At 70.0% G+C, this 26,601-nt stretch carries 27 protein-coding genes; 10 read left to right on the top strand and 17 right to left on the bottom strand.

The window, feature by feature from the left end; translation table 11 throughout:
- Positions 1 to 68 precede the first annotated feature (68 nt).
- On the bottom strand, positions 69 to 515 hold the full coding sequence (locus tag H4W31_RS28950; RefSeq protein WP_192769526.1) for a response regulator: 447 nt from the start codon (positions 513 to 515) through the stop codon (positions 69 to 71).
- Between the two features lie 113 nt (positions 516 to 628).
- A complete protein-coding gene (locus H4W31_RS28945; protein WP_192769525.1) occupies positions 629 to 979 on the bottom strand; it encodes an STAS domain-containing protein in 351 nt (116 codons plus the stop codon).
- 158 nt (positions 980 to 1,137) lie between these two features.
- On the opposite strand from H4W31_RS28945, the gene H4W31_RS28940 reads away from it, so the two are divergent.
- Complete coding sequence (locus H4W31_RS28940; protein ID WP_192769524.1) at positions 1,138 to 1,986, top strand: aldo/keto reductase; 849 nt, start codon at positions 1,138 to 1,140, stop codon at positions 1,984 to 1,986.
- Between the two features lie 26 nt (positions 1,987 to 2,012).
- Here H4W31_RS28940 and H4W31_RS28935 read toward each other — a convergent pair whose 3' ends face one another.
- A complete protein-coding gene (locus tag H4W31_RS28935) occupies positions 2,013 to 2,324 on the bottom strand; it encodes a hypothetical protein (RefSeq protein WP_192769523.1) in 312 nt (103 codons plus the stop codon).
- Positions 2,325 to 2,728: 404 nt separating this feature from the next.
- Between H4W31_RS28935 and H4W31_RS28930 the strand changes: the two genes are divergently transcribed.
- Positions 2,729 to 3,748, top strand: a complete 1,020-nt coding sequence (locus H4W31_RS28930; protein WP_192769522.1) for a DUF2267 domain-containing protein — start codon at positions 2,729 to 2,731, stop codon at positions 3,746 to 3,748.
- Between the two features lie 9 nt (positions 3,749 to 3,757).
- Here the strand turns inward: H4W31_RS28930 and H4W31_RS28925 are convergent, their stop codons facing one another.
- A complete protein-coding gene (locus tag H4W31_RS28925) occupies positions 3,758 to 5,056 on the bottom strand; it encodes an NAD(P)/FAD-dependent oxidoreductase (RefSeq protein ID WP_192769521.1) in 1,299 nt (432 codons plus the stop codon).
- A 173-nt stretch (positions 5,057 to 5,229) separates the two neighbouring features.
- Here H4W31_RS28925 and H4W31_RS28920 point away from each other — a divergent pair, with 173 nt between their 5' ends.
- Positions 5,230 to 6,681, top strand: coding sequence for a M20/M25/M40 family metallo-hydrolase (locus tag H4W31_RS28920; RefSeq protein ID WP_192769520.1), 1,452 nt, complete (start codon positions 5,230 to 5,232; stop codon positions 6,679 to 6,681).
- Between the two features lie 70 nt (positions 6,682 to 6,751).
- Here the strand turns inward: H4W31_RS28920 and H4W31_RS28915 are convergent, their stop codons facing one another.
- A complete protein-coding gene (locus H4W31_RS28915; protein ID WP_192769519.1) occupies positions 6,752 to 8,875 on the bottom strand; it encodes an MMPL family transporter in 2,124 nt (707 codons plus the stop codon).
- A gap of 185 nt (positions 8,876 to 9,060) precedes the next feature.
- Between H4W31_RS28915 and H4W31_RS28910 the strand changes: the two genes are divergently transcribed.
- Both H4W31_RS28910 and H4W31_RS28905 read left to right on the top strand, forming a co-directional pair.
- Positions 9,061 to 10,218, top strand: a complete 1,158-nt coding sequence (locus H4W31_RS28910; protein ID WP_192769518.1) for a sensor histidine kinase — start codon at positions 9,061 to 9,063, stop codon at positions 10,216 to 10,218.
- Positions 10,215 to 10,880 carry a response regulator gene (locus tag H4W31_RS28905; protein ID WP_192769517.1) on the top strand — a complete coding sequence of 222 codons (666 nt, stop codon included), beginning with the start codon at positions 10,215 to 10,217 and terminating at the stop codon, positions 10,878 to 10,880. Before H4W31_RS28910 ends, H4W31_RS28905 begins: the two co-directional genes overlap by 4 nt.
- Before the next feature lie 483 nt (positions 10,881 to 11,363).
- Here the strand turns inward: H4W31_RS28905 and H4W31_RS28900 are convergent, their stop codons facing one another.
- The 4 genes from H4W31_RS28900 to H4W31_RS28885 form a co-directional block, all read right to left on the bottom strand.
- Complete coding sequence (locus H4W31_RS28900) at positions 11,364 to 11,990, bottom strand: hypothetical protein (RefSeq protein WP_225945739.1); 627 nt, start codon at positions 11,988 to 11,990, stop codon at positions 11,364 to 11,366.
- 307 nt (positions 11,991 to 12,297) lie between these two features.
- Complete coding sequence (locus tag H4W31_RS28895) at positions 12,298 to 13,017, bottom strand: VOC family protein (protein WP_192769515.1); 720 nt, start codon at positions 13,015 to 13,017, stop codon at positions 12,298 to 12,300.
- Positions 13,018 to 13,155: 138 nt separating this feature from the next.
- Positions 13,156 to 13,740 carry a hypothetical protein gene (locus tag H4W31_RS28890; protein WP_192769514.1) on the bottom strand — a complete coding sequence of 195 codons (585 nt, stop codon included), beginning with the start codon at positions 13,738 to 13,740 and terminating at the stop codon, positions 13,156 to 13,158.
- Positions 13,741 to 13,831: 91 nt separating this feature from the next.
- Positions 13,832 to 14,803: a GlxA family transcriptional regulator gene (locus H4W31_RS28885; RefSeq protein WP_192769513.1), complete on the bottom strand. Its 972-nt coding sequence runs from the start codon at positions 14,801 to 14,803 to the stop codon at positions 13,832 to 13,834.
- A 73-nt stretch (positions 14,804 to 14,876) separates the two neighbouring features.
- On the opposite strand from H4W31_RS28885, the gene H4W31_RS28880 reads away from it, so the two are divergent.
- The gene (locus H4W31_RS28880) at positions 14,877 to 15,419 is read left to right on the top strand and encodes a TetR/AcrR family transcriptional regulator (protein WP_192769512.1); all 543 of its coding nucleotides are present in this window, start codon (positions 14,877 to 14,879) and stop codon (positions 15,417 to 15,419) included.
- Positions 15,416 to 15,748, top strand: a complete 333-nt coding sequence (locus H4W31_RS28875) for a DMT family transporter (protein WP_192769511.1) — start codon at positions 15,416 to 15,418, stop codon at positions 15,746 to 15,748. The genes H4W31_RS28880 and H4W31_RS28875 overlap by 4 nt, the downstream gene beginning before the upstream one ends.
- 192 nt (positions 15,749 to 15,940) lie before the next feature.
- Here the strand turns inward: H4W31_RS28875 and H4W31_RS28870 are convergent, their stop codons facing one another.
- The 3 genes from H4W31_RS28870 to H4W31_RS28860 all read right to left on the bottom strand — a co-directional run bounded on the left by H4W31_RS28870 (position 15,941) and on the right by H4W31_RS28860 (position 17,868).
- Positions 15,941 to 16,804, bottom strand: coding sequence for a hypothetical protein (locus H4W31_RS28870; protein ID WP_192769510.1), 864 nt, complete (start codon positions 16,802 to 16,804; stop codon positions 15,941 to 15,943).
- Between the two features lie 75 nt (positions 16,805 to 16,879).
- Positions 16,880 to 17,074: a DUF397 domain-containing protein gene (locus tag H4W31_RS28865; RefSeq protein WP_192772469.1), complete on the bottom strand. Its 195-nt coding sequence runs from the start codon at positions 17,072 to 17,074 to the stop codon at positions 16,880 to 16,882.
- The gene (locus H4W31_RS28860) at positions 17,071 to 17,868 is read right to left on the bottom strand and encodes a helix-turn-helix domain-containing protein (protein ID WP_318783460.1); all 798 of its coding nucleotides are present in this window, start codon (positions 17,866 to 17,868) and stop codon (positions 17,071 to 17,073) included. Before H4W31_RS28860 ends, H4W31_RS28865 begins: the two co-directional genes overlap by 4 nt.
- A gap of 553 nt (positions 17,869 to 18,421) precedes the next feature.
- Between H4W31_RS28860 and H4W31_RS28855 the strand changes: the two genes are divergently transcribed.
- Positions 18,422 to 18,676 carry a hypothetical protein gene (locus H4W31_RS28855; RefSeq protein ID WP_192769508.1) on the top strand — a complete coding sequence of 85 codons (255 nt, stop codon included), beginning with the start codon at positions 18,422 to 18,424 and terminating at the stop codon, positions 18,674 to 18,676.
- Positions 18,677 to 18,743: 67 nt separating this feature from the next.
- On the opposite strand, the gene H4W31_RS28850 is transcribed toward H4W31_RS28855, so the two are convergent.
- The 3 genes from H4W31_RS28850 to H4W31_RS28840 all read right to left on the bottom strand — a co-directional run bounded on the left by H4W31_RS28850 (position 18,744) and on the right by H4W31_RS28840 (position 21,501).
- Positions 18,744 to 19,601 carry a TIGR03620 family F420-dependent LLM class oxidoreductase gene (locus tag H4W31_RS28850; RefSeq protein WP_192769507.1) on the bottom strand — a complete coding sequence of 286 codons (858 nt, stop codon included), beginning with the start codon at positions 19,599 to 19,601 and terminating at the stop codon, positions 18,744 to 18,746.
- Between the two features lie 158 nt (positions 19,602 to 19,759).
- Positions 19,760 to 20,509, bottom strand: a complete 750-nt coding sequence (locus H4W31_RS28845) for a glucose 1-dehydrogenase (RefSeq protein ID WP_192769506.1) — start codon at positions 20,507 to 20,509, stop codon at positions 19,760 to 19,762.
- 389 nt (positions 20,510 to 20,898) lie between these two features.
- Positions 20,899 to 21,501, bottom strand: a complete 603-nt coding sequence (locus tag H4W31_RS28840) for a TetR/AcrR family transcriptional regulator (protein ID WP_192769505.1) — start codon at positions 21,499 to 21,501, stop codon at positions 20,899 to 20,901.
- Between the two features lie 188 nt (positions 21,502 to 21,689).
- Here H4W31_RS28840 and H4W31_RS28835 point away from each other — a divergent pair, with 188 nt between their 5' ends.
- Together H4W31_RS28835 and H4W31_RS28830 are read left to right on the top strand one after the other, a co-directional pair.
- Positions 21,690 to 22,031: a PadR family transcriptional regulator gene (locus H4W31_RS28835; protein ID WP_192769504.1), complete on the top strand. Its 342-nt coding sequence runs from the start codon at positions 21,690 to 21,692 to the stop codon at positions 22,029 to 22,031.
- Positions 22,028 to 22,981, top strand: coding sequence for a permease prefix domain 1-containing protein (locus tag H4W31_RS28830; RefSeq protein ID WP_192769503.1), 954 nt, complete (start codon positions 22,028 to 22,030; stop codon positions 22,979 to 22,981). Before H4W31_RS28835 ends, H4W31_RS28830 begins: the two co-directional genes overlap by 4 nt.
- Positions 22,982 to 23,050: 69 nt before the next feature.
- On the opposite strand, the gene H4W31_RS28825 is transcribed toward H4W31_RS28830, so the two are convergent.
- Together H4W31_RS28825 and H4W31_RS28820 are read right to left on the bottom strand one after the other, a co-directional pair.
- Entirely contained in the window at positions 23,051 to 25,498 is a 2,448-nt protein-coding gene (locus H4W31_RS28825) for a DUF4132 domain-containing protein (protein WP_192769502.1), read from the bottom strand.
- A 92-nt stretch (positions 25,499 to 25,590) separates the two neighbouring features.
- On the bottom strand, positions 25,591 to 26,004 hold the full coding sequence (locus H4W31_RS28820; RefSeq protein WP_225945738.1) for a TrmH family RNA methyltransferase: 414 nt from the start codon (positions 26,002 to 26,004) through the stop codon (positions 25,591 to 25,593).
- Positions 26,005 to 26,601 lie beyond the last annotated feature (597 nt).

The following is a 26,601-nucleotide window of genomic DNA, read 5'->3' as shown; positions in this document are numbered from 1 at the left end:
ACCAAGGGGCAAATCGGAAAAATTGTTCAGCATCCGGGCCCCTTGGTCGATCGGGCACCGGGGAACGGTCAGGCCCGCCGGGGCAGCACCACGATCTGACCGAAGAACTCGTCGATCCGCCGGATGACGTCGTTGAAGTCGTCGAGGCCGATGGGCTTGGTGACGTACGCGTTGGCGCGCAAGTTGTAGCTGCCGATGATGTCGGTGTCCGCGTTCGACGTGGTCAGCACGACGATCGGGATCGTACGCAGGCTGTCGTCACTCTTGACCTTGGTCAACACCTGCCGACCGTCCATCCGGGGCATGTTGAGATCCAACAGGATCATGTCCGGCCTGGGCGCGGTCTCGTGCCGACCCTCCTGGTACAGGAACTCCATCGCCTCCTGGCCGTCGCCGACCACGTCGATCGACTTCGGCACGCCAGAATGGGCCAACGCTTCCTCGATCATCAGCACGTCGCCCGGATCATCGTCGACGACCAGGATCCGCACGGGCTTCGACTCGGCTGCGTCCATCGGAGACCTGCCTCGGGTCGGTTGGGATGGGATGGCCGCCACCGGCGTCAGCAGGCGAGGGCAAGCTGGTTCGGGATCAGTCGACCGTCAACGGGCGAGGGAACTGTAGCCGATCAGCGGTCACTAAGGGGCGCGGGGTCATGTCGGTCGTGTTCCTGGTCGTACCGGAACAACTCGGCCAGTCCGCTGATCCGCAGCACCCGGTCGACCCGGCCGGTCGCGCCGGTCAGCCGCAGCCAGCCGCCCCGAGAACCGGCCTCGTCATCCCCCCGGACGAACGCGGCCAAACCACTGGAGTCGCAGAAGGTCAGCTCCGTCAGGTCTACCAGCAAACGTCGCTGACCGTCCTCGAGTAACCGGTCGAGAGCCGCGTGGAGGTCGGGCACCGTCACGATGTCCAGTTCACCATTCAGGTGCAGCCGTACGAAGTCGGCATGCTGCGTACAACTGACGGAGAACGCCACGTCCCGCCCCCTCCGCACCCCTGACCGGCCGATACTTGCAGTCAGGCAAGTATACGCAACCCCTAGATCGACATCGAGAGGCCGGCACCGAGGCTGCGGTTTGTCGGACAGGGGCACGGGAAGGTGCCCAGCACGGACCGGTCAGAAAGAGGTTGGCCATGACGAAACAGCAGGTTCCGGTGGTGACACTCCCATCCGGCGAGGCGATCCCGGCCCTCGGCCAGGGCACCTGGGGAATGGCGGAGGACCCTGGACGGCGGGACGCCGAGATCGCGGCACTTCGCGCGGGAGTGGACGTCGGGCTTACCGTCATCGACACCGCCGAGGTGTACGCCGACGGCGCAGCCGAGAAACTGGTCGGTGAGGCGCTCGGCGACCGACGCGAGGAGATCTTCCTGATCAGCAAGATCTCCTCGGAGCACGCGACCGGAACCGGCACCGCCGCGGCCTGCGAACGGAGCCTGGAACGGCTGGGCACCGATCGCATCGACCTGTACCTCCTGCACCAGCGGGGGTCCGCGCCGCTAGCGGAGACGGTCGAGGCGTTCACCAATCTGATGACCCAGGGGCTGATCCGGCACTGGGGCGTGAGCAACTTCGACGTCCCCGAGGTGGTCGAACTGACCGGCATCCCCGGCGGTACGGCGGTCGAGACCGATCAGATCCCGTACAACCTGACCCGGCGGGGCATCGAGTGGGACCTGCTCCCCCGCTGCCGCGCGGCGGGCCTGCCCGTGATGGCGTACTCGCCGCTGGAACGGGGCCGGATGCTCGACCATCCGGCGCTGGCCGCCGTGGCGCAGCGGCACGGCGCCACCCCCGGGCAGGTGGGGCTCGCCTGGCTGCTGGCTCAGCCGGGAGTCTGCACGGTGACCAAGGCGAGTTCCCCGGCCCGGGTGTTGGAGAACCGGGCCGCCATCGAGCTGACCCTCACCGACGACGATCTCGCCGAACTCGACCGGGCGTTCCCGCCGCCGAGCGGACCGAGGCCGCTGGAACTGCTCTGACCGCGTACGACCGCGCTCCCGGCGGATCAGGCCGGTTCGAGCCGCGCCGGCCGGTTCGTGGGTTCGGCACCCAGTTCCTCCGGTCGGGCCGCGTCCTCCGGAGTTCCGCTGTCCGGCGGCTGGAAGAGGTACCGGACGAAGTCCCCGCCCGCCTCGTTCTGCTCCGAACCCGGCCACTGGCCGACGGAATCGACCCCGATGACCTCTCGGCCGCCTTCGTCGGTCTCCTCCAGCAACGCCCACACCGAAACCGGGTACGAACGGGTGGTGTCCGGGTCGAGACGCCAGCGGGCGTACCAGCCGGGTCGGGCGGGGACGATCTCGACGATCCTCTTCATGGCGACGTCCCTTCCGAAAGCACGGAGGTCTCACCGGTCGAACTGATCGTGGACGGCGGTGGGGTGAGCGCTCCTCACCCCGCGGAGATGAGACCTGCCGCCGTCCGGGCCCCGACGGGACAGCGAGCCGGTCGATCTGGGCCGGCTCACCCGCGAGTTTCGGGGATCGCCGCACGGGAAGGCGGTTGATCTGGCTCTTGCCCGTGACGAGCGCAGCAAGGAAACGGCGTGAGCGAGCAGCGAGGAGACGGCGTAAGCGAGCGCAGCGAGTGAACCAGCAAGCCCAGGTTGAAACTCATGACGATGACGAGCGCAGCGAGGAGACGGCGTAAGCGAGCGCAGCGAGTGAACCAGCAAGCCCAGGTTGAAACTCATGACGATGACGAGCGCAGCGAGGAGACGGCATGAGCGGGAAGCAGATGGAGGGTGACAATCAACGACGTCGTGCGTTGGCCCGGCAGGCCCGCGAGCAGGGTCGGCGGCCGAGCGAGGTCGGGGCCACCCTCGGGGCCGACAAGCAGCTCGAAAGCCTGGACCGGGGCCGCCGGAACGGGCCGCCGCCGGCCGGCAGCCGCAAGCCGAACGCCGAGCGGGCCGGGCCGGTCACCCCGGCGCCCGCACCGGGCGGGCGTCCCATGCCGCTGCCCGACGACATCGGCGGCACCGTCGGCACGGACGTCGCCGTCATCGCGTACCGGGATCTCGTCTCCGATGTCGGGCGGCGGGCCGGCGTGGACTTCGAACAGGCCCGTGCCGCCGCCGGAGCCACGGTGACCGCGCTGGCCCGAGCGTTGGAGGAGGCCGACCGGCAGCGCCTGCTCGACGCCGTACCCGGTCAGCTGTGTGACGAACGGTCGCTGGCCTCCGCAGACCGGCGCCGGGACCTGGCGGGTTTCCTCGAGGAGGTCGCCCGGCTCAGCCACCGCAGCCCGGAGCAGGCCCGCTACCAGGCACAGGCGACCCTGAGCGCGCTCGCCGAGCAGGACCAGGGTCTGGTCGAGTCGCTCGACCTGCCGGAGTATCTCCGCGACCTGCTCGGGCCGCCACCGGCCGGCGGAGGTCTCGTCGATCCGACCGGCGGCGCCGCTGCGCTGACCGACGAGGAGCTGCGCGACGCGCTCGCCACGCTGCCGTACTGGTCCGCTGATCGAGGCCGGCTGACCCGCACCATCGAACTGCCGGCGGAGAACCTGGACCGGGTGCTGGGCCGGCTGGCCCGGCTGCGCCCGGACACCGGGCGGGGCCCGATGGTGGGCCGGGAGACGCCGGACACCGCCGTGCTCACCGTCCGGACCCGGTCCCTGGACGCGGTCAGCGCGCTCGACGTGGCACTCGCGCACCAGATCGACGACGCGATCGACGAGGTCGGCGGCGGCATGGCCACTGGAGCGGAACGATCACGCCGGCCACGACCGGGCCCGTGAGCACGGCTTCTAGTGTCGGGCCGGCAGCTCCGGGGACGCGCTCTCCAGGGGTACGGCGTTCGCCGGCACCAGACCGAGCTGTACGGCCTGCCGGGTCAGCGCCGCGTCGAGCAGCCAGTCGGCGCTGACCCGGGCCCGGTTGCCCGGCAACGCCAACAGGTGGTAGCCCCGGGTGACCGCCTTCGCCGGCAGCCCGGCCAGCGGCACGTGCAACGGGTTCGCGGCCGCGTCGGTGCCACCGAGATCCACCACGAACCCGAGGTCGTGGTGCCGGTACGGCCGGCGCCGGCCCTGCCCGTACGACGCGGCGACGTTGTGGGCGGCGAGTTTCCCCTGCCGCTGGGCGTGTTGTGCCGTCATCGCGGTCGCCTCCCCCGGCCGGGTCAGGTCGGGTACGGCGGCGGCGTCACCACACGCGAAGACGTCCGGGAACCCGGGCACCCCGAGGAACTCGTCGACCACGAGCCGCCCCCGCTCGGTACGCAGGCCGAGGTCGGCCACCAGTGGATCGGGGCGCACCCCGACGCACCAGATCAGGGACCGGGTCGCGACGTACTCGCCGTCGCTGAGCCGTACGCCGTCGGCCGTCGCCTCCTTGACCGTGGTGCCCATCCGGACGTCGACGCCCCGGCCGTCGAGCACCCGCTTGGCCGTCTCGGACATCCGCTGGTCCAGCTCGGGCAGGACCCGCTCGGCGAGATCGAGCAGCAGCCACTTCGGCCGTACGCCCAGTCGGGGATGCTGGGCGGCCAGCGCGTCGGTGAACAACTGGCCGTGTGCCGCCACCTCCGTACCGGTGTAGCCGGCGCCGACGACCACGAACGTCGTACGCGCGTCCCGCTCGGCCGGGTCGTCGGTCGCCTCGGCCAGCTCGATCTGGCAGACCACGTGGTCATGCAGGTACAGCGCCTCCGGCAGACCCCGGAACCCGTGCGCGTGTTCGGTGACCCCCGGGATCGGCATCAGCTTGTTGACGCTGCCGACGGCGACGATCAGCCGGTCGTAACCGATGCCGCCCGGCTCGCCCTCGGCGCCGGTGTAGTCGACCCGCTTGGCGTTCAGGTCGATGTGGCTCGCCTCGCCGATGACGATCCGTACCCCGTCCAGCGTGCCGGCGAGGGATACCGAGACCCGGCTGGGTTCCAGGATCCCGGCGGCCACCTCGGGCAGGAGCGGGAGGTACAGGAAGTAGTCGGTGGGGTTCAGTAGCACGATCTCCGCCTGATCACGGGCGATCCGGGACAGGTTCTTCGCCGCGTGATAGCCAGCGAACCCGGCCCCGACGATCACAACGCGCGGTTTCGTCATGGCCCCGCCGTTCCCGGACATCGGCTCGGCAAACCACGGTCCGGCCGTCAACCGGTGGGACGGGCGCGAAAGAGGCGGGGACCGGCAGGACGGGCCCGAGGATCGCAAACCGGGCGGCGGCGGTGATCCCGCCCCGTTGACAGCCGGAGCACACATTGATGACGATGCCTGGCATGACAGCCGATGAGCTCCGAGGCGATGGACCCACGAAGTCCAGCCGCCGCACGTTCCTGTCCGCCGCCACGGTCACCGCGGCCGCGACCGTCGCCGTACCGGTGGTCGTTGCCGGGTCCGCCGCGGCCAGCGCCCAGAGCGGGGGCTCGGGTCCGGGTCGACCGGTCCGGCCGCAGTCCCCAGATCGTGAACTGCGGGAACTGCTCCGCGAGGTCGACCAGCGCCGGATCGAGGCGATCGTCCGGCGGCTTGCCGCGTTCGGCACCCGGCACACCCTGTCCAGCCAGGACGACCCGGAGCGCGGGATCGGCGCCGCCCGGGACTGGATCCACCAGCAGATGCAGGGCTACGCCGCCGGCTCCGGTGGGCGGATGACGGTGGAACTCCAGTCGTACGTCCAGGAGCCGGCCTCCCGGATCCCGGTGCCGACCCGGATCACGAACGTGGTGGCCACCCTGCGCGGAGAGTCGTCGCCGGACCGGATCTACGTGGTGACCGGACACTACGACTCCCGGTGCACCGACGTGATGGACGCGACCAGCGACTCGCCCGGTGCGGACGACGACGCCTCCGGGGTGGCGGTGCTGATGGAACTGGCCCGGGTGATGGCGACCCGGCGCAGCGAGGCGACCATCGTCTTCGCCGCCGTGGCCGCCGAGGAACAGGGCCTGTACGGGTCGGGGTACATGGCCCGGCAGTACAAGGCGGCCGGGGCCGACGTGCAGGGGATGTTCAGCGACGACATCGTGGGCAGCAGCACGGCGGACGACGGTACCCGGGACCGGCGGACCGTCCGGCTCTTCGCCGAGGGGGTGCCGACGGCCGAGACCCCGGCGGAGGGGAACACCCGGCGTTCCGTGGGCGGCGAGAACGACTCGCCGAGCCGCCAGTTGGCCCGGTTCGTCTGTGACGTCGCGGAGAACGACAGCACCGGGATGCGAATCCGGGTGATCTACCGCCGGGACCGCTACCTGCGCGGCAGCGACCACATCTCGTTCCTGGAGCAGGGTTATCCGGCGGGTCGGTTCACCGAGCCGAACGAGGACTTCGCGCACCAGCACCAGGACGTCCGGGTGGTCGACGGCAAGCAGTACGGCGACCTGCCGGAGTTCTGCGACTTCGAGTACATCACCCGGGTGGCCAGGGTGAACGGCGCGGCACTGTGGTCCCTCGCCCAGGGCCCCGGTACGCCGAAGGGCGCCATCATCGTCACGAGCAACCTGACCAACGACACCGAACTGCGGTGGACCCGGGGCACCGAGCCCGACCTGGCCGGCTACGAGGTCGTCTGGCGGGAGACCACCTCGCCCGAGTGGACCCACGTGATCGAGGTCGGTGACGTCAGCACGGTCACCATCGACCTGTCCAAGGACAACGTCTTCTTCGGAGTACGGGCCGTCGACACGGCCGGGCACCGCAGCCCGGTGGCCTTCCCCCGCCCCGGTAGCTGAGCGGCTACCGGATCGCCACCCCGTCCCGCCCCGGGAGATGCCGCTCCCGGGCGGGACGGGGTGCGCCGGCTCAGCGCTCCTGGAGATTCCAGCGCTGGTGGAGCCGCCGGAGCGGGCCGGGTGCCCACCAGTTGGCGTTTCCGGCGAGGCGCATGACGGCCGGGACGAGCAGACCCCGGATGACGGTCGCGTCCATGATGATCGCCAGCGCCAGGCCGATCCCCATCAGTTTCAGAAAGCTCATGCCGCTCGTACCGAAGGCGACGAACGAGATCGCCAACACCAGGGCCGCGGCGGTGATGAGCCCGCCCGTCTTCTCGAGTCCGGCGGCGATCGACCGGGTGTTGTCGCCGGTACGGTCGTACTCCTCCTTGATCCGGGACAGCAGGAACACCTCGTAGTCCATCGACAGGCCGAAGGCGACGCAGAACATCAGGATGGGCATCGACACGTCGAGTTGCCCGGTGGCGGTGAAGCCGAGCAGCCCGGACAGATGGCCGTCCTGGAAGATCCAGACCATCGCCCCGAACGTCGCCGTGAGCGACAGCAGGTTCAGCACGATCGCCTTGACCGGTACGAGGATGCTGCCGAACACGAGGAACAGCAGTACCGAGGTGGCCACCGCGATGATGGCCAACGCCGGCAACAGTCGACTGTAGATGGCGGCCTTGGCGTCGACGAGTTCCGCCGCGTCACCCTCCACGCCGAACTCGAACGGCGGATTCAACGCCCGGATCTCCTTGACCAGCCGCTCGCCCTCGGCGGACCGCAGTACGACGGACGGCACGACGGTCAGCCACGAGCCCGCCGCCGCCGAGTGCACCGCCACGTCGGTGACCCCGTCGACCGCGCCGACCTGCCCCGCGAAGGTCGCCACCGCCTCGGCGTCCGCGCCCTGGGCTTCGACACCGGGCAGGACGACACCGAACTGCGCGGTCCGGTTCCCGGCGAATCCGGCGCTGATCGACTCGGCGACCTGCCGAGCCTCGTTGCCCGGCGGCAGCGCCTGGTACGACGGCAGTCCCGGGTTGACTCCGAGGAACGGGCTGCCCAGCGCCAGCAGGAAGACGATGACGCCGGTCGCGACCAGCACGGGCCGGCGCATGACCACGGTGGCGAGCCGGCGCCAGAACCCGGTCCCCGCCGGCCGGGCGGTACGCGGGAAGAGCCGGATCGACCAGGTGTTCACCCGGGGCCCCAGGGTCGCCAGCAGGGCCGGCAGGGTCAGCAGCGAGGCTGCCGCGGCACAGACGACCACCGCCACACCGGCGTAGGCGAAGGACCGCAGGAAGGACAGGGGGAAGACCAGGAGCGCCGACAGGGAGACAGCGACGGTGAGGGCCGAGAACGCGACCGTACGTCCGGCGGTCTCGACGGCGCGGACCACCGCCGCCTCCGTCGTACGGCCGGCGGCCAGCTCCTCCCGGAACCGGCTGAGGATGAAGAGGGAATAGTCGATCGCCAGCCCGAACCCGAGCCCGGTCATCAGGTTGATCGAGTACACCGAGACGTCGGTGACCTGCGCGATCCCGAACAGGGCGAGGAGTGCGCCGACGACCGCGACCAGCGCGATGATCAGCGGCAGCCCGGCCGCGACGATTCCGCCGAAGACGAGGAGCAGCAGGACCAACGTCGCGGGAACCGCCAAGATTTCGGCGTTGACCAGATCGTCGCTGAGCTGCTCGCCGATGGCGTTGTCGATCGCGTAGCCGCCACCCACTTCAACGGTGAGCGGGCCACGGCTGCCGACATAGCTCTCCTCGATGGCGGCGGCCGCGTCGTCGACCTGGTCCTCGGTGCCGGCGAGGTCGATCACCACCAGTGCCGATCGGCCGTCGGTCGACCGCAGCGCCCGCTCCCCGCCGGTCGACCAGTAGGACGTCACGGTGGCCACCGCGGGCTCGCCCGCGACGGATCTGGTCAGCTCGTCGCCGGCCGCGCGTACGGCCGGATCGTCGACGCCGTTGCCGCCGACAGCCTCCACGAGCAGGACCATCTCGGGATCGGGGGCGCCGATCTCGGCCAGGAAGGCGCCGGCCCGGGTCGACTCGGCGGCCGGATCGGCGAAACCGCCATCGCCGAGCTTGCTGAACAGGCCGGTGCCGGCCGCACCGGCGGCGACGACGAACAGGACGGTCAGGGCCAGCACCAGACGGCGCCACCGGATGGTGAAACGGCCGATTTCAGTGAACACGAGACGCTCCGATGTCCGCGCGAATGAGGTGACTGAATCCTCTGTGCGGAGCCCCACCGCCCACATCGGACCGCCGACCGCAATCCGTCAGGTCCAGGGCCGGGCCCGGGGCCGTACCGGAGGCCGGGGTGGACAGGTACCGGAGGACGGGTCGCCCGGCTCCGGGACGGCGGTACCCTGCGATCGTGGAAGCGACGGGGCTACGGGCATGGGGCGGTTCGTTCACCACCGGACTGGCCTTTCCGATCGCGGCCCTGGCGGCGGCCCTGCTCGTCTTCGCGACCACCGACATCACCATCGGTCTGGTCGGAACGCTCGTGCTCGCGCTCGTACCCTGGGCGCTGCTGGCGGGCCAGGTCCGGGTCGGGCCGTGGGTGATGGCCCTCGCGGGCGTCGGCATTCCGGCGGTCGTCAGCTTCTCCTACCGGGCGCCGGGTGCCACCTTCCTGGCCCTGCTCGCTGTGGCGTGGCTGGCCGCCATGGGCGAGTCGTGGCCGGCGGAGACGGCGGCGCTGGTCGGCGCGGTGGCCAGCCCGGCGGCGGACATCTTGCGTTTCGGACAGTGGCGGGAGGACTACGTCGGCGTCGTCTTCTTCGGTACGGGTGCGTTCTTCAGCTGGCTGATCGGCCGCATCCTCCGTCGGGAGCGCCAACTGGTCGCGGCACTGACCGAGGCACACGACCGGCTCGACGTCGCCGCCGCGGCGGCCGAGCGGCGACGGATCGCCCACGACGTCCACGACGCGGTCGGGCACGGCCTCACCGTCGTCCTGCTCAACCTGGTCGGTGCCCGACAGGTCCTCGACCGCGATCCGGCGGCGGCGGCCGAGGCACTCGACCGGGCCGAGCAGGTGGGACGGGACAGTCTGCAATCCGTACGGGCGATCGTCGGCCTGCTCAGGGATCCCGGCGAGACCGGGGCGCAGCCACCGATACCCGGCGCGTCGGACATCGTCGACCTGCTGGAATCGGTGGCGGCGGCGGGCCTGCCGGTGCGGAGCGAGGTGTCCGGCGATCTCGATGCCGTCGACACGTACACCGGGCTCGCCGCCTTTCGGGTGGTGCAGGAGGCGGTCAGCAACGTGGAGCACCACGCCCCGGGCGCCGAGGTCGTCGTGCGCATCGTCCACGACCCCGAACACCTCGTTCTCTCGGTACGCAACGGCGCCGCGCGTCGGGCCCCCGTGCGGCAGCGCGGTCGTGGCGGCGGAACCGGCCTCGACGGCATGCGCCAGCGGGTCTCCGCGCTCGGCGGAACATTGTCGGCCGGCCCCGACGGCGATGGCTGGCTGGTCGAGACGTCGCTCCCGCTGCGGCACGCCAGCGCGACGGTCGGCCGATGATCCGGCTCGTGCTGGTCGACGACCAGGAACTCGTCCGGGCGGGACTGCGACTGATCCTGTCGGCCCATGACGACCTCGTCATCGTCGGCGAGGCCGCCAACGGGCAGGCCGGAGTCGACGCCGCGCGGCTGCTGAAGCCAGATGTCGTACTCATGGACATCCGGATGCCGGTCCTCGACGGGATCGAGGCGACCCGTCGCCTGGTCCAGGCCAGCCCCGACGCGGGTACGCCGCAGCGCGTCCTGGCCCTCACCACGTTCGAGGACGACGAGGTGCTGTGGGGGGTCATCGAGGCCGGCGCGGCCGGTTTCGTCCTGAAGGACGCGCCCGCGGTCGATCTCGTCGGCGCCATCCGGGTAACCGCGCGCGGCGGCTCCTGGCTCGATCCTCAGGTCGCCCAGCGGGTCATGGGACTGGTCCGGCAGCGACGCGCGAACACGCCGACGCCGATGGTCGACGCGCTGACCGACCGTGAGCTGGAGGTGCTCCGCCTCGTCGCCTCGGGCGCGAACAACACCGAGATCGCCGGGTCGCTCCATCTCAGCGAACGGACCGTCAAGGGGCACATCTCGGCGATATTCCTCAAGTTGGGCGTCCGCGACCGGGCCGGCGCCATCATCCACGCCTACGACGCCGGCATCGTGCCGGGCCGGTACGCCTGATCCGAGCCCTGTCGGCGGGTTAAGCCACCCGGGCCGGGGTAAGCGGGCGCCCAGGCGATTCGGTGCGTCCCGGGTCACGCTGTTCGGGATCCGCCGCCTGGCTGCCCGTCGGCAAGCACCGAAAGGATGATCACCAGGTGGCTCGGCTGCTGAGAACTGACCGCCCTCGGATGGCGTGCCGTGTGCGCCTGCCGGATTGACGACTACGGCTACCTCGCCGATGGCCGGTCCGGGGCCCTGGTCAGCCGCGACGGCTCGGTGGACTGGGGAACCTGCCGCAGGCGTTCTCGCATATCGGGTTGATCTCGGCGGCCTGGCGCCTGACCGCGGCCGCCACGGGCCGGCCGACACCGGTCAGCACGACCATCTAGTGCCGTGACCGCATGGGTTCGCCGGGTTGCCGGTTGGGACGGGTGGCCCGGCCCGCTCTCGCCGCGGTAAGGGCACGATCATCGGCCTGGCCGTGGTCAAGCCGATCTCCTCCTATGACCGTGGTGTGCTGTCCGAGCGCCACGTGGTGAGACGAGGGTGCCCCGGCAGTTCGGCGCGGCCGGTGGCCCACAACAGGGTGAGCCAGGGATCCGCGCCGCCCGGAGCCTCTGGAAACAGGCGGGCGAGCACCCGCGAGCAGAGAGCGGAGGGCGGGGTCCAGGCAAGCCCGAAGCCTTCCGCCAGATCGTGCATGTGTACCAGCGTCTCTTGCATCCCCAGCGCCGCGAAGCCTTCGGGGTCCGACACCCCGGCGGCGTGGTGGGCGCGGACCCGGGGCGGAGTGGTACGCACCATGGCGACCAGCAGCGCGCCGCACGCCTCCAGCACCTGCACCAGGCCGGCCGGACCCGCAGCACGGTCCGCATAGAGGAACTTCGCGGGTGCGGCCGGCCTCTTCTGGCTCAACGCGAAAGGCACATGGGTGTCCAGCGGCGGGCTCTGCGGCCCCAGCTGCACGGCGTAGTAGAACAGGTCGTTGGCGAGGTGCTCGGCGGTCTCCCAGCAGTCCCACTCCAGCGAACCGGCCTTACCGCCCCACCCCTGCGGGGGTGCGTCCCGAAGGATGCCCACGGCGAGCCGCACGGCAAGGTCGACGTCGTCCGCGGTGACGGGAGACAAGACTGATCCGGGTTCGACTGATCGAGACATGGCAGCACCGTATCGCGAGGAAAGAGGGCAACCTGATTTTGTCCGCGAGAACCGGAGCCAGATGTTCGCCACTTCGGCGCCACCTCGCGCTCCCGGTCCCCGCGGATGTTCGTCAGAACGAGCGCCACTTTCTTGACTATCGGGAGTCAGCGGCCAGCTTGACAGAGAGGGCCGCTACGTCGCCCTGCGTAGACGCCGATCGTGATGCTGGACCAAACGTCGACGCGCGCTTCTAGCCGAGAGAAAGCATCGCCTACACCTCCACTGCGCCCCGAACTCATCGCAGCGCCGCTGTGAGGTCGGCAGCGATCTCGAAGGTCGGTGCCGCCCTTGCGGTCTCGTCTGGGTTCAGCGCGATGTGCTCGACGCGGGCCAGCATCTCCGTTGCGGTGTCCCGGTCATGGAGTGCCATCGCCAGTTCTGCGCGGTACACCAGAACCTCTACGTGTGTGACGGGGTCGTCGTCGGCCTGCGGGCGAGCCAACGCGCTGTCGAGAACGCGGACTGCCTGGCCGGCGTCACCCTTGGAGTCGGCTAGCACGACGGCGTTCGCCAGCGCTTTGGCGAGTCGTCCGGCGGGTGCGGGTGCTGGCGTGGGCATCGTGGCGGTGTTCTGGAAGACGCGGATCCAGTTGCCGCCCGGGTCGATGACGCTGAATCCGCCCACCCCGTCGGCGTTCTTTCGAGCCCTGGGCCGGGTCATCCGCGGTACTCCGGACACCAGGACTTTGCCGTATGCGGCCCGCATGCCGGTAGCGAAAGCCCGGTGCAGTTCCGCGATGTCCGAGGTGATCACGAGACAGGAGCCGTAGGACTGCTCTGGGTCGAACCCGGCAATCTCGAAGAAGTGCAGGTTCAGGTCTTCACGTTGCAGTCCCAGGCCGGGGTTGGGTTTGCGCTGCTTATACGTGGTGCTGAAGCCGAGAACCCCGTAGAAGGTTTCGATGTCGTCAATCGACGCGCAGGGCAGCAGGGGAACGGTCACCTCGTTGGTCATGGCTCTTTCCTAGTCGTCGCGGACAGTCCGTCGCACATGGAAATAGCCGATCAGCGCCTGGTCCCATCCGATCGGCCGATGCGACCGCAGTCGGCGTGCCGCTCGGCCAGGGGCCGCCGGGCCGATGCGGTCCGGCCGCTATGCCGTCGCGACGACGATCAGGGCCACACCGACCCCGAGGTCGACGACCGCGCAGAACTCCGACCACGGCCGGTTCACCACCCGGTTCACCCTGAAGTGGTACGCGTCCCAGGCACCGTGCGCGAGAAACCCGACCCCGGCCAGCACGATGCCCAGTCGGGGCGCGACCGCCGTGCAGAGCAGCGTGAGTACGCCGAAACCCACCATGCCGGCAGTCTGGATCGAGAACGTCCGGGCCTCGGTGAAACGACGCCGCGCCACCGTCCACAGCCACAACAGGACCAGCACGATCGTCATGCCGACCGCCGGATCGACCCCCGACACCTGCCGGCCGTCCAGGATGTGCAACACCGACACCACGGCGCTCAGCACGACAAAGGCCAGCCAGGCGGTCGACGGGCGGCCGAGCGCGTATGCCATCAGGTAGATGCCGGCCATCACGGCGATGGCCGGGCCGAACAGCTCCGCCTCGCCATCGAGCAGGACCATAACCGCGACCGCGACCGCTATCGCCACCATCGCAACGGCTGTCGGCCAACGATCGGCCAGTTCCCTCCGGGGTGGCAATGCCGTCTCCGTCATGGCGTCGATCGTGCCCGGAACGCGCGACCCCGACGCAGACCCGGAACCGATCACGTCCGGATTCCTGCCCGGCGGCGCCGGATTCCTGGGATCAACGAGTGTCGGACGGCTGATGCTCGAGCCGGTAGCGCGACGGCGGAACGGAGTAGTGGGCGAGGAACGCCTGTCTCAGTGACTCGGTGGTGCCGAATCCGGACCGCCGTGCCACCGCGGCCACCGGCAACGCGGTCGACGTCAACAGGTACGCCGCCGCCTCGGTCCGGGCCCGCCGCACGTACTGCGCGGGCGTCTCGTGTACGTAGGTCAGGAACAGTCGGGACAGGTGCCGCTCGCTGACCCCGGCGATCCTGGCCAGTGTGGCCGTACTCAGGTCGTCGCCGAGATGGCTCACGATGTGGTTGCTGGTCCGGCGTACTACGAGATCGTCGGAGGAGCAGCGGGTCAGGAACATGCTCAGTTGTGCCTGAGCGCCGGGCCGTTGCAGGTAGGCGACCGTGCCCAGCGCGACACCGCGGGCCAGTGCCATCCCGTGGTCCTCCTCGATGAAGGAGAGGGTCAGATCGAGCGCGCTGGTGACGCCGCCGGACGTCGCGAGGTCGCCGTCACGGATGTAGATCGGATCCGGATCGACCCGTACGGCGGGATAGCTACGGGCGAGCTGCTCGGCGTACATCCAGTGGGTGGTGGCGCGGCGGTTCTCCAGCAGACCAGCCTCGGCCAGTACGGTCGCCCCGGTGCAGACCGACGCGACCCGGCGGGCCAGCGTGGACAGCCGTCGGACGTGCGCGACCAGGAGTTGACCCGAGGCGGCCTCGGCATGACCCAGGCCGCCGGAGACCAGCAGCGTGTCGAGTGGGGCGTTGAACCGCTCCAGGGCCGCCTGGGCGTGCAACCGCAACCCCGAGTCGCAGGTGATGCTGTGCCCGCCGGGTGTGGCGAGCACCGTCCGGTACGGCGGGTTGGCGCCGATCCGGTTGGCGATGTCCAGGCTGGAGGTGACACAGGCGATGTCGAGCAGTTCCGCTCCGTCGTACCCCACGACGAGGATCACCTTCTCCGACATGCCTCCACGGTAGTGCCGTGGGGCAGGGGGTGGACATTAGGTTACTGTACCGGCTGGCCGGTACAGTAACTTCATGACGGACACCCGGAACAAGCTGCTGGACGCCACGGCGCTGGTGCTGCTGCGCGACGGCGCACAGGCGCTCACCCTCGAGGCGATAGCCAAGCAGGCCCAGGTCAGCAAGGGTGCCCTCTTCTACCACTTCGCCAGCAAGCAGGCGCTGATCGCCGGCCTGGTCGACCGGCTGGTCGCCCAGTACGACGCCGCCCTCGACGGTGCCGGCGACGAACCCGGGGCGGCCACCCGCGCCTACCTGGCCGCCAGCGTCACCCCGCCGACCCCCACGGCCACGAGCACCGCCGCCGACCGGACCACGGTCGCGCTGTTCGCCGCCGCTCTCGTCGATCCCGGCGCGCTCAGCCCGCTCCGTACCGCCTACCAGGCATGGCAACAGCGGCTGGAGAACGACGGCATCGATCCCGCCGTGGCCACCGTCGTCCGGCTGGCGGTCGACGGCTGGTGGCTCGCCCAGCTGGTCGACCTGGCACCGCCACCACCCGGACTTCACGAGCGGGTGTACGCGACCCTGACCGCCCTGATCGAGGAGGCACGATGATGGCCTGGTTCCTGGTCGCCGTGGCGATCGTCTCGGAGGTCGCCGCGACCCTCGCGTTACGGGGTACCGCCGGCGGAATCCGCCCCCTGAACATCGCGGCGGTCGTCATCGGATACGTCGCCTCGTTCACGCTGATGGCGTACGCACTGCGCACCCTCAACGTCGGCGTCGTGTACGCCGTCTGGTCCGGCGTCGGCACCGCCGGTGTCGCCGCCATCGCAGCCCTCGTCTACGGCGAACACCTCAACCTCACCGCCATCGGTGGGATCGTGCTGATCGTCATCGGCGTCGTCGTGCTCACTACCTCCGGAGCCACCACCCACGGCTGACCGACGGGTCCGGACCGGTGGGGTGTCGTGGTCGTCGACCCGGAACTACGCCTGATCGAGCACCGTCCAGACCTGTCCCTCGGCCGGTTCCTGCTGCGGTACATCGACCCGGGGCACGCGGCCGACCTGGTGACCAGCTGCGGCAAGGTACGCACGCCCCGCCTTCGACGAACGGCAGAGCACGCCGCACGGTCAGCGTTCGCCACTGCCCACAGCGTGACTACCCGTCCCCGGTCGAAGCTCGCGAGCACTCTCCCACATTGTCTCGAACTGTCCCCTGAACAGGGCGTACCACCAGGCGTCACGGTCCGCGCGCAGGCGGAACGTCGGATTGGGCTCAAGTGTCCGATGCTGATACATCTCCACGCGGATGCGCCCATGGACATCATCCGCGTCCACCAGGCACAACCCGAAGGTCGGTACGAACGGCAGGAGGCGGATCTGCAGGGCTGTCTCACTCGATCCCGAGGATGCGAGGACGCGCAGGAGGTCGAGAGTGGCCGACACCCGATGCCGGTAGAACTCGGGCGTGTCGGCCTTCCTGCTCCGAGCCACCGCCTCTACGTTGGCCGCGCTGTCCGCGTCGATCAGCATGACCCGTACGCGTGCGCCGGCCCGCAGCCGACGGTCCAGCACCGGAAGCATGTCACGCACGGTACGGGTCAGCGTCACGCCGACGATGGCGACGTCGGTCGCGGTCGCGATCTCCGTGTCGACGGCCGGCGGACGCGACGACAAGAAGCGCTCCGCTGCGACCTCGCCGGATTCGCCGGCTGCGATTCGGTTCAGTGCCGTCCGAACGCCATCGACCTCGTGCCGACTGCTGAGTCCGGAGATCGCCATGACGGCCAGGACCGCGAGCGTGGCGGCCGCCAGGACTTTCGCATCGACGACACCGAAGACACCCAGCGTGGCGATGACGACCGCGACCCCGACAGCGATGTAGAGATCAAGATTCCGGCCCTGCCGCAGATCCCGTCCCAGCCTGCTCGTGACGCTGGAGACGGCTGTTGCTCTCGAGCGCGAATCGATTCTGGGATCCGGCGAGGTCGACATGCATCGACTCTTACACATGGCGTCCAAGCTGCGACACGGACCAGTTGGTGTCGCTGACCGGCCGAGCCGCAGCCGTCAGCCGACCGGCCCGGTCCGCTTGGCGAGGTCGACGAACGCCTGCCAGCCCGCCGGGCCGAAGGCCAGGGTGCCGCCGTCGCGGTCCTTGGTATCGCGTACCAGGACGACGCCGGCCAGGTTGTCGGCGACCTCCACACACGCGCCACCGTTGGTGGACGAGCGGGCCGACTTCCGCCACTGTGCGCCGGTCATGTCCATGACTTGGTCACTTCCTTCAGAAGATCGAGGCTCGACACGCGCGGCAGCGCCTCGCCGTGCACGGCATCCCACGACAGCCCAAGGTTAGCAACGTCCTCGCCCCGAGTGACGACCTGCGCAGCGAGCTGATTGTCCACATAGCCGACCCGGTTGTGATCGGGAAGGTCCGCGATGATGAACGCGCCAGCCAGGCCCGAGTACAGGCCAAGGGTGGTCGGAATGACGTGCAGGTTGATGTTGGGACGCTCGGCCAGGTCCATCAGGTGCTCCAGCTGCGCGACGACCACCTCCCGGCTCCCGCAGAGCCGACGGATCACCATCTCGTCCACCACGACGAAGAACTGCGGTGGCTCGTCACGGTCGAGAACAGCTTGCCTCTCCATCCGGGAAGTAACCTTCTGTTCGATCGCGGCCGTTGACAGCCGGCCAAGCGAGAACAGCGCGCGGGCGTACGCCTCGGTTTGGAAGAGTCCTGGCACGAAGGCCGGCTCGTACCAGCGGAACGTGCGCGCCTCGCGCTCGTACTCCAGCCATTCGCGCAGCCAGACGGGCGCCGCATCGTCCTTGACCAGCTCGTTCCAGAGTGTTTCGAAGTAGCCGCCGGTTTCCAGCGCCTTGTCCACCAGGCGCAGGTGCTTCAGTGTGACCGGAGTCGAACCGGTCTCGATGGCGGAAACCTGCGAATCCGAGCAGAAACACTTGCCGCCCAACACTTCCTGCGAAACACCGGCGGCCTTGCGGCGCCGCCGCAGTTCCCGGAGCAGGTACTCCGAAGGTGAGATGCCCACGCCTCCACGCCTCCCCAAGGTCATCTCGCCGATTCCAGAACACCCAGAAGTTCCACCCATTGCTCCGGAATGCGGCTTATCCACTGTCGACCGTAATGATGCCACAGCAGAGTGTCACCAGCGGGACCGCTCAGGACCGGCCAGACCGCCAGGGCGGAACCGAGGGGGTCACCCCACTTCCCCCCGTAATGGGGTGACCCCCATCCAGCGAACGAACATCAGGAGGCGTGATGGGAACGACCGGCCGACAGACGCGATCACTCGTCGTACGTCACCGTCGATACTGGCGCCACTGGTGGCTCTGCTGCCGATGCGGGCTGTGGTGGCGCTCCTGTCCGGACCGTGGCCGCTCAGTGCTGGCGCACCGGGTTCCACCGAGGCCCGACATCCCGCCTCAACTCGCGAGAGCGGACGGCCTCACTCCTCGCCCCCGGCCGTACAACGGCAACCGCAGCAACCGCTTCGGTCGGAACACCCCGCCCCTGGTCAACGCCGAAGCCGCGTACCCGATGGGCCAACGGCGGCGCGGCGCGCGGGCCGAGACGACGGGCCGGTGAACGCGCCCGCGCCGCACACGCCGCTCCGGCCGCTCTGGTTGTGCCGGACCGACGGGCAGCCCTGGCCGTGCGGGTCCGCGCGCCTCACCCTCACCCGGGGGTACGCCGGTCAGCGCGCCGCGCTGACCATCTACCTCGGCACTTCGCTGGCCGAGGCGTTCCGGGACCTGCACACACTCAATCCCGACACGGCCCCCGAGGCACGCGATCTGAGCACGCGCTTCCTCGGCTGGGTCCGCACCTCCCCCTGACCCGACTCGGGTCACCGACGGACTCCGGCGACGCTGACGCCCACCGGCACCGGTGCCGGAGCTGTGCTCAGGTGGTGAGCGGGGCCAGTTCGCGCCACTGGGACAGCGGCATGCCTGGACCGGCGCCCACGACATGCAGGCAGACATGGTCGGCGCCGGCCTGCCGGTGTGCCTGGATGCGCGCGCCGATGGCCTCCACGTCCCCCCAGGCCACGACGCTGTCGATGAGCCGGTCGCTTCCTCCGGCGGTCAGGTCCTCCTCGGCGAACCCCTGGCGGCGCAGGCTTCGGGCGTAGTGGTCCATGCCGAGGAATGCGCCGAGGAAGTCGCGGGCCGCGGCACGGGCCGCAGCGGGGTCGCGTTCGAGTACGACGGCCTGGTAGGGAGCGATGAGCGGTCCCTCGCCCAGCTGTTTTCTCGCCCCGGCCGAGTACTCCGGCGTGACCATGAACGGGTGGACGCCGGCGGTGCGTCGTCCCGCCAGTTCGGTCATCCTGGGGCCGAGTGCCGCCAGAAGTCGCTCCGCCGGAGGCGTCGGTACGGGAGCCTGGTCGAGTTTGTCGAGGTAACTGCCCATGTCCGCCAGTGGCCGGTACGGGTGTCCCGCGTTCTGTGCGGCCGCAGGGTCGCTGACGCCCAGGCCCAGCAGGTGCCGGCGGCCGTGGGCGGCCTGGAGGCGGGCGTGCCCTGCCGCCATCTCGGCGGCCTGGTGTCGCCAGATGCTCGCGACGCCGACGGCCACCTTCGCCGTGCGGGTCGCCCGTAACAGCCGTTCCGAGTCGCCGAGGATGTCACCGCCGCCCAGACCCGGGATCCACAGGGTCCCCCAGCCCAGTTCGTCCAGCTCGGCGGCGGCGTCGGCGATCTCGTCCGGATCGGCCGTTCTCAGCTCGATACTCCAGATGCCGGTCGATCCCAGATCCATGGCTCGGTTCCCATCTGTGCAGGTGGATTCGTGGGTGAAGGTGGTGCGGTACGCGGACGCCGCCTTGCCTCCTGGCGACCCAGGAGGCAAGGCGCCCTTGCCGCGTCGGTCGGTCCGCGATGGCCGACGCCCAGCCGACGCTGGGGTACGGGCGACGGTCAGATCTGGTTCCGGCCGCCGTCGACGAAGAGCTCGATGCCGGTGATGAAGCTGCTCTGGTCCGAGGCGAGGAAGAGAACGGCGCTCGCCACCTCGTCGGGGCGCCCGACACGTCCCATCGGAATCGTGCTGGCCAGGTACGACTTGAGCTGGTCGGCCTGCTCCTGGTCGGGCATGAGGCCGTCGATGCCGGGAGTGTCGATCGTCCCGGGGCTGATGGCGTTGACCCGGATCGAACGGCCCCTGAGTTCTGCGGCCCAGGTACGGGCGAAGGAGCGTACGGCCGCCTTCGAGGCCGCGTACACGCCGAACGCCTCGTTGCCGAGGGTGCCGGCGTTCGAGGACTGCAAGATGATCGACGCACCGTCGTTCAGCAGCGGCAGCGCCTTCTGGACCGTGAACAGCAGTCCCTTGGTGTTGCGGCCGAACGTCTCGTCGAAATGCTTCTCGGTGACCTGCTCCAGGGTGGAGAACTCGCCGCCGCCCGCGTTGGCGTACAGCACGTCGATGCGCCGGTTCTGCTTGGCCACGGCCTCGTAGAGCCGGTCCAGGTCGGCCGGAACGGCGACGTCGCCGCGTACGCCGGTCGCGTTGTGACCGATCTTGGCCACCGCGGCGTCGAGCGCGGCCTGACCACGGCCGGTGACATAGACGTGTGCGCCCTCGGCCGCGAAACGCTCCGCGGTGGCCAGGCCGATTCCGCCGGTGCCTCCGGTCACGATCGCCGTCTTGCCGTCAAGCTGCCCCATAATGTGTGCTCCCTTTATCCCGTTGAGGGTAATTTGCACGGGCGGCCGGTGGGAAACTTGTGGCCTTTGTCCGGCCCCACTCACCCAACCCGCGCTGTTTTTTATCGATCACTAAAAAACTAGCTCGGCCGAGGTCACCTGTCAAATGGATGTCACGCGTATTGCTCTCTGACCGGGGCCTCAACGGCCGATCGCGGCCCAGCGGGCTGCCCGCATCACACAGGGAAGGGCAGAACCGACGTGAGGCGTCTCACCCGCACTCGACAGGGCACCAGACTCGGCGCGGCGGTCCATCGCGGGCCGGTTCCGGCCGGGGCCACCGGGAAGCCTCGTCACCTAGGGTGCAACTGCCCCCACCGAAGCCGGAGGTGGAGATTCGTGATCTCCGGTCAGGCGCCTGCCCGCTGCGGCCAGACGGTCATGGCCGTGTCCACGATCTGGTGCAGTTGCTCCCGGCTCGCGCCGCCGGCGGCCTGGACCGCGATGCCCTGGTAGATGGTGGCGAAGTAGCGGGCAAGCCCGTCAGCATCGGTGCCGGCCGGTAGCTCCCCCTCGCCATCGGCCCGCTGGAGCCGCTCGCGCAGGGCCGTTTCGCCGGCCGCCCGGCGTGCCACCAGTTCGTCGCGTACGGTCTCCGCACCCGGCGAGCACGCCAGCGCGCCCTGCACCGTGATGCATCCGCGCGGGTGGTCGGGATCCGTCGTCGCGTCGGCGGCGCCATGTAGGAGGGCCTCCACCGCCGCCCGTGCCGTCGGCTGGTCGAACGCCTCCCGGATGTACCGGGCGGGCCCGTCGGCGTAGCGGTCGAGGACCTTGCTGAACAGCTGCTCCTTGTTCCCGAAGGCGTTGTAGAGACTGGGCGCGTTGTTGATGCCCATCGCCTTGGTGAGGTCGGAGATTCCCGTGCCCTCGTAGCCCTGGCGCCAGAACACCTCCAGCGCCCGATCGAGAGCCGTGTCGCTGTCAAAGGTGCGGGGCCGTCCTCCTGCCATGATCGCCTTCCGGTTCGGTCGGATTTATAGCCATTACTAAAATACACGCCCGCCGGCCACCCGGGACCGAGCCGGATGTCGCACTTCATCCCGAGATAGCCCTAGTTCCCCAGGTACGCCCATACCCCTGTCGGGCGCAATGCTGTCCCGCTAGACAATAGTGTGTCTCACACAGTAAAGTACGACGCATGGTTAGCGATGACCTCCTGCGGACACACCTCCAGGAGCTACGACGAGGCACGGTCGTCGTGGCGAGCCTCGTGGCGCTACGACGACCCGACTACGGATACGCGCTGCTCCAACGCCTCACGAAGCACGGCTTTCCGGTGGACGCCAACACCCTCTACCCGCTGTTGCGCCGGCTCGAGGAGCAGGGCCTGGTGACGAGCGAGTGGAACACCGAAGAGAGCCGGCCGCGCAAGTTCTACCGCACCAGCGACGAGGGCGAGTCGATCCTGCGACTACTCCTCGACGACCTCGCCGCCATCCAGATTTCCGTGACCGGGCTGACCGAAGGAATGGACCGATGAACACCCTGACCGACCGCTACCTCGCCGCCACCCTGCCCTCGGTGCCTGCCGCCCGCCGCGAGGAGATCGCCGCCGAACTCCGCGGCTCGATCGAGGACATGATCGAAGACCGGACAGGCAACGGACAGGACCCCGTCACCGCCGAGCGAGAGGTGCTCACCGAACTCGGCAACCCCGAGCGGCTCGCCGCCCGGTACGCCGACCGCCGGTTGCAGCTCATCGGCCCCGCCTACTACCTGATCTGGCGACGGCTGCTGCGACTCCTGCTCTCCCTGGTCCCGGCGATCGTCGGCACCGTGGACGCCGTCTCCAGCGCGGCCGACGGGAGCGTCGGGGTGGGCGGCGCGATCGGGTCCGGGATCGGCACGGCGATCGAGGTGGCGGTGCACGTCGCCTTCTGGCTCACCCTGACCTTCGCCATCCTCGAACGCACCACACCGGTGCAGGGTCTCGCCGACTGGAACGTCGACGAGCTTCCCAACGCCCCGGTCGACCGCGAGATCTCGTTGGCGGGCACCGCCACGGCGGTCGCCTGGCTCCTCTTCGCCATCGCGTACCTCCCCCTCCAGCACTTCCGCTCGTGGGTGGAGACCGCCGACGGCACCAACATCCCGATCATCGACCCGGCGCTGTGGACCTCCTGGCTACCGGTCCTTATCGCCGCGCTGGTAGCCAGCGTGGTCTTCGAGATCGTCAAATACCGCGTCGGGCGCTGGACCTGGCCGCTGATCGGGGTCAACGTCGGGCTGCACCTGGCGTTCGCGGTGCCGGCCGCCTGGCTGATCCTCTCCGACCGGCTGTTCAACCCGGCGTTCGTCCAGCACTTCGAGTGGTTCCGCGAGGGCGACAACCTCGGAACGGTCGCCACCGTCAGCACCGTGGTCATGGCCGTGATCGTGATCTGGGACGTGATCGACGGCGTCCGCTCGATGGGCCAACAGCGCGGCTGACCACGCCTGACGACCGGCCGAGGCCCGGCACGCACCCCGCGTGCCGGGCCTCGACCGGTCCGGCGGCGGTCAGAGCCGGGTACGCAACTGCAGCAGAATCGACTCGTCGGTGATCCGGGTGTCCTCGGCGAGCAGGAACGCCTTGCTGAGGATCAGACCGAGCCGGTCCTCCTCGAAGGGCAGGAAGATGTCGCCGGGCGCCTTCCGCCGGGACGGCACGATGCACAGGTACGCGTCGTCCGGCTCCATCAGGATGTTCGCGCTACCCAGATGGATCTTGTACGTCCGCAGCTCCCCCCGGACCACGAGATACCGATCGGTCAACGTGCACCGGTCCGCGATCTTCGTACGGGGCAGGATCCGCTCCAGCGCGGTACGTCGTACCTGAGCCGTCATCCCGAGTTCCCGACGACTCTCGGCACGCCAGTAGTCGACGTACTCCGTCCGGCGGTCCGTCCAGTAAGGATCGGCGGCGATCGAGGTCACCGAGACGAACAGGTCCACGTCCCGCATCGCCTCGCTGAACACGACGATCGGCACCTCGGTCAGCGGCTCGGTCCGCCAGGCCCCCTCGATCGGCCGCTCGAACCACACCCGGCCGGTGCTGGCGCACTCCAGATCCTCCTCGCCGAGGTAGTCGTGGTGGAAGCCGATCCGCCACGTCCCCGCCGCCAGCACCCGGTACGCCTGCGCCTCGTCGCCGCCGTCCCACGGTCCGAGCATCCGGGTCGTCCAGCCACGCGAGCGCAGCAGCGGATACAGCTGGCGGTAGTGCACGACGTGCGCGGCGAACCGCAGCGAGTAGGTCCCGGTCGCCTCCTCGGCCGGGGTCAGCAGATACACCTCGCGGAACGCCTGGCGTACCGGCTGGCGCAGCTGCCGCTCGGTGAGCAGGTCCCGCCAGGCGCGGACCTCGTCGGCACTGGACCGGATCGGGTGCCACAGTCGAAGTGCGGCGTCCGGCTCCGGCCGGGCCACCGACACCCCGGACGCGTCCACGAACCGCTCGTCGTCGGCATCGCCGTCCGGCAGGACCGCCTGCCACTGTCCGCCGTCGGGGTGCTGGACCTCCCAGATCAGTCGCCGGGCGATCTGCCAGCCGAGGCCGTTCGTCGCCAACCCGGCACGCCAATCCGCGTACGGCCGCGCCGACGCCGCCGGATATCCCGCCTCCAGGGTCCGGACGAGTGCCGACACCTGGTCCCGGGCCTGTTTGACCCGACCGCGCAGCTCCTTGAGTTCGTCGGGGTGGTCCCGCCGTACCGCCGCCGGCACCGTCGCCGTCAGCGTTCCGTCCCCGCGCCGCCACCGCAGTACGACCTCGTCCGACGCGACCAGCACCGCCGGGTGGCCGCCGACCTCGACGGCACGCGTCCCGGCGGAGTCGAACCCGAGATCGGGCAGGGTCAGCACGGTGTCCTGCCGCTCCGCGAGCGCCCGCTCGATCCGCTTGCACAACCGGTCGAGATGCCTCGGCACGCCCTTGTGCCGAACCACGCCCCGGACGGCGACCAGCGCGGCCAGCGCCTCCGGGGTGGGAAAGTCCCCGGCCGCCCGGGCGACCTCGTAGAGCAGTGCCTGCGACGGCAGCGTCTTCGCGCTGGTCGGGGCGACCGCGATGCCGGGTAGCAGCGACCGGAGCAGCTCCGGCAGCCACGTCTCGTTGCGGGACAACGCGATCCGGACGGCCCGGGCCAGCACCTCGACCTCGTCCGGGGCGAACGCCTTGTCCGCGACGTACGGCAGCTCACCGGCCTGGATCGCGGCGACCCGGGCCTGCGCGGCGTCGAGCGCCCGACGGGCGAAGTCGGCGTACTCGGTGATGGCCGCCAGCCGCTGCCACGCGTCGGGAAGCTGCGGCATCGACGGGTACGGCCGGTCCCGGCAGACCTCGGCCACCAGCGCCTGGGCCGGCATCCCGAGCTTCACCAGCAGGTCCACCTCGTCCCGGGCGATCGGGCCGAGCGACCAACGGAACACCGTGTTCAGCGCCGCCCGGGTGAAGCCACCGGCGAGCCCGGTCAGCGCCGCCATCGCGTACGGCTGCTCGAACCGAGCCCGCGCGATCATCGCCCGGACGATGGCTCCCGCCGACCGCGCCGCGCTCGCCGGCCATTCACCGTCGCACCGGAGCAGTGCGCTGACGGCCAGCAGCGGATTGCCGGTGGCCCGGTCGGCCTGGGACTCCTTCACCAGCGCCGCCAGCACCGCGGCGCACGACTCGGGGGTGAAGCGGGTCTGCCGGTTCTCCAGTGCGGTCGTCAAGGCCCAGCGAAGCTCCCGGCTGGGATGCAGGGCGGGTAGTTCGTGGGCGGGTCGTTCGCGGGCGACCGCGAGCAGCACCCCGAGCTCCCGATTGTCGATCCGGGACAGGTCGACGCCCCGTCGGGCGGCCGGATCGGGCTCGTCCGCCGTACTGGTCAACACGCGCAGCAGTTCGGTCGCGTACGGCGACAGCGGCACCGACATCACCGTCGTCGATGGTGCCTCGGGCACTTCGGCGGTTACGTCCGTCATGCCGCCGGAGTGTAGGGCCGGCGTCCGACACCGCGCGGTCCGGCGTCGGGCTCGTTCCGTAGCAGCCGCGACACAGCCGATCAACCCCGCCGTCACAGCAAACCGGCCAGCTTGTAGAGAACCAGCGAACCGGCCACCGCGACGTTCAGGCTCAGCCCGGTGCCGACCATCGGGATCTCCACCGCCGCGTCGAGGGTGTCGAGGGCCTCCGCCGGAATGCCGGTGGCCTCGTGCCCGAGCACCACGATGGTGCGGTGCCGGGCCGGCGGCAGGTCGGCGAGTCGGACCGCTTCCTCGGCCAGTTCGACGCCGAGGATCCGCGCCCCGGCCGACCGCTGCGCGGCCAGCCAGCTCAGCGGGTTACCGACCCGGTGGACGCAACTCGGCCGGCGCAACGTGTTGCCACGTGCCACGGCCTCGTCGACCCAGCGCCAGGGCGGTACGGCCAGACACGCGCCCACCGCGTCGCAGGTCCGCAGCAACGTGCCGAGGTTGGCGCCGTGCATTGGCCACAGTGGAGCCGCGACGAGGTGGCCCCAGCAGCGGTGGGCCCGGGGACGACGTGCGGCGGTCAACTCACGACGGGGGCGGACCCGGATCGCCGGGCTCACCGGAGGACGGCGGCTCCGCCGCGACAGGTGTCAATCAGACAGGTTTCAATCATCTGAGATGTGCTTCGCGGCGCACACGGGCCATCGACGGGAAACCGTTGCGGCCCAGTCTAGCCGCCCGCCGCAGGCTTGCCGGTCGCGGTCGGCCGCGGGTAGCGTCCGACATTCATCGGCGACATCAGGAGGCTGATCATGAGCATTGCTCTCCTCGGCACGGTGCAGATCTCCGCTTCGACGCGGAAGTCCACCGCTCGCTGACGTCGCACCCGGTCCTGGTGACCGGGCAGCCGTCCTGGTGACCGGGCATCTCTACTGGTAACTGACCAGGCCGGCGCCATCCGTCCACCCCGGGCTTCCGCCTCGGAGCGATCCATCGACCGCCGATCCCGACGGTCCGATTTCCGGCGCCTCCATCCGGCGCCACCTCATCGCTTCCGAGGAGACTTCCTTGTTCCCGTACGTCAACTCCGCGTGCCCGCGCACGTGGAGAGA

Source organism: Plantactinospora soyae (assembly GCF_014874095.1).
Lineage (GTDB): Bacteria > Actinomycetota > Actinomycetes > Mycobacteriales > Micromonosporaceae > Plantactinospora > Plantactinospora soyae.
The sequence above is the reverse complement of the archived record's forward strand: the minus strand, read 5'-3'. Positions and strand labels throughout refer to the sequence as shown.

Excerpts from the sequence above, each read along its gene's own strand:
- H4W31_RS28850 (WP_192769507.1), bottom strand. The coding sequence starts at position 19,601 with ATGGATCTGGGATCGACCGGCATCTGGAGTATCGAGCTGAGAACGGCC.
- H4W31_RS28870 (WP_192769510.1), bottom strand. The coding sequence starts at position 16,804 with ATGTCGACCTCGCCGGATCCCAGAATCGATTCGCGCTCGAGAGCAACA.
- H4W31_RS28830 (WP_192769503.1), top strand. The coding sequence starts at position 22,028 with ATGAACACCCTGACCGACCGCTACCTCGCCGCCACCCTGCCCTCGGTG.
- H4W31_RS28935 (WP_192769523.1), bottom strand. The coding sequence starts at position 2,324 with ATGAAGAGGATCGTCGAGATCGTCCCCGCCCGACCCGGCTGGTACGCC.
- H4W31_RS28880 (WP_192769512.1), top strand. The coding sequence starts at position 14,877 with ATGACGGACACCCGGAACAAGCTGCTGGACGCCACGGCGCTGGTGCTG.
- H4W31_RS28885 (WP_192769513.1), bottom strand. The coding sequence starts at position 14,803 with ATGTCGGAGAAGGTGATCCTCGTCGTGGGGTACGACGGAGCGGAACTG.
- H4W31_RS28905 (WP_192769517.1), top strand. The coding sequence starts at position 10,215 with ATGATCCGGCTCGTGCTGGTCGACGACCAGGAACTCGTCCGGGCGGGA.
- H4W31_RS28925 (WP_192769521.1), bottom strand. The coding sequence starts at position 5,056 with ATGACGAAACCGCGCGTTGTGATCGTCGGGGCCGGGTTCGCTGGCTAT.
- H4W31_RS28865 (WP_192772469.1), bottom strand. The coding sequence starts at position 17,074 with ATGACCGGCGCACAGTGGCGGAAGTCGGCCCGCTCGTCCACCAACGGT.
- H4W31_RS28920 (WP_192769520.1), top strand. The coding sequence starts at position 5,230 with ATGACAGCCGATGAGCTCCGAGGCGATGGACCCACGAAGTCCAGCCGC.
- H4W31_RS28930 (WP_192769522.1), top strand. The coding sequence starts at position 2,729 with ATGAGCGGGAAGCAGATGGAGGGTGACAATCAACGACGTCGTGCGTTG.
- H4W31_RS28890 (WP_192769514.1), bottom strand. The coding sequence starts at position 13,740 with ATGACGGAGACGGCATTGCCACCCCGGAGGGAACTGGCCGATCGTTGG.
- H4W31_RS28950 (WP_192769526.1), bottom strand. The coding sequence starts at position 515 with ATGGACGCAGCCGAGTCGAAGCCCGTGCGGATCCTGGTCGTCGACGAT.
- H4W31_RS28875 (WP_192769511.1), top strand. The coding sequence starts at position 15,416 with ATGATGGCCTGGTTCCTGGTCGCCGTGGCGATCGTCTCGGAGGTCGCC.
- H4W31_RS28940 (WP_192769524.1), top strand. The coding sequence starts at position 1,138 with ATGACGAAACAGCAGGTTCCGGTGGTGACACTCCCATCCGGCGAGGCG.
- H4W31_RS28845 (WP_192769506.1), bottom strand. The coding sequence starts at position 20,509 with ATGGGGCAGCTTGACGGCAAGACGGCGATCGTGACCGGAGGCACCGGC.
- H4W31_RS28825 (WP_192769502.1), bottom strand. The coding sequence starts at position 25,498 with ATGACGGACGTAACCGCCGAAGTGCCCGAGGCACCATCGACGACGGTG.
- H4W31_RS28895 (WP_192769515.1), bottom strand. The coding sequence starts at position 13,017 with ATGACCAACGAGGTGACCGTTCCCCTGCTGCCCTGCGCGTCGATTGAC.
- H4W31_RS28840 (WP_192769505.1), bottom strand. The coding sequence starts at position 21,501 with ATGGCAGGAGGACGGCCCCGCACCTTTGACAGCGACACGGCTCTCGAT.
- H4W31_RS28835 (WP_192769504.1), top strand. The coding sequence starts at position 21,690 with ATGGTTAGCGATGACCTCCTGCGGACACACCTCCAGGAGCTACGACGA.
- H4W31_RS28820 (WP_225945738.1), bottom strand. The coding sequence starts at position 26,004 with ATGCACGGCGCCAACCTCGGCACGTTGCTGCGGACCTGCGACGCGGTG.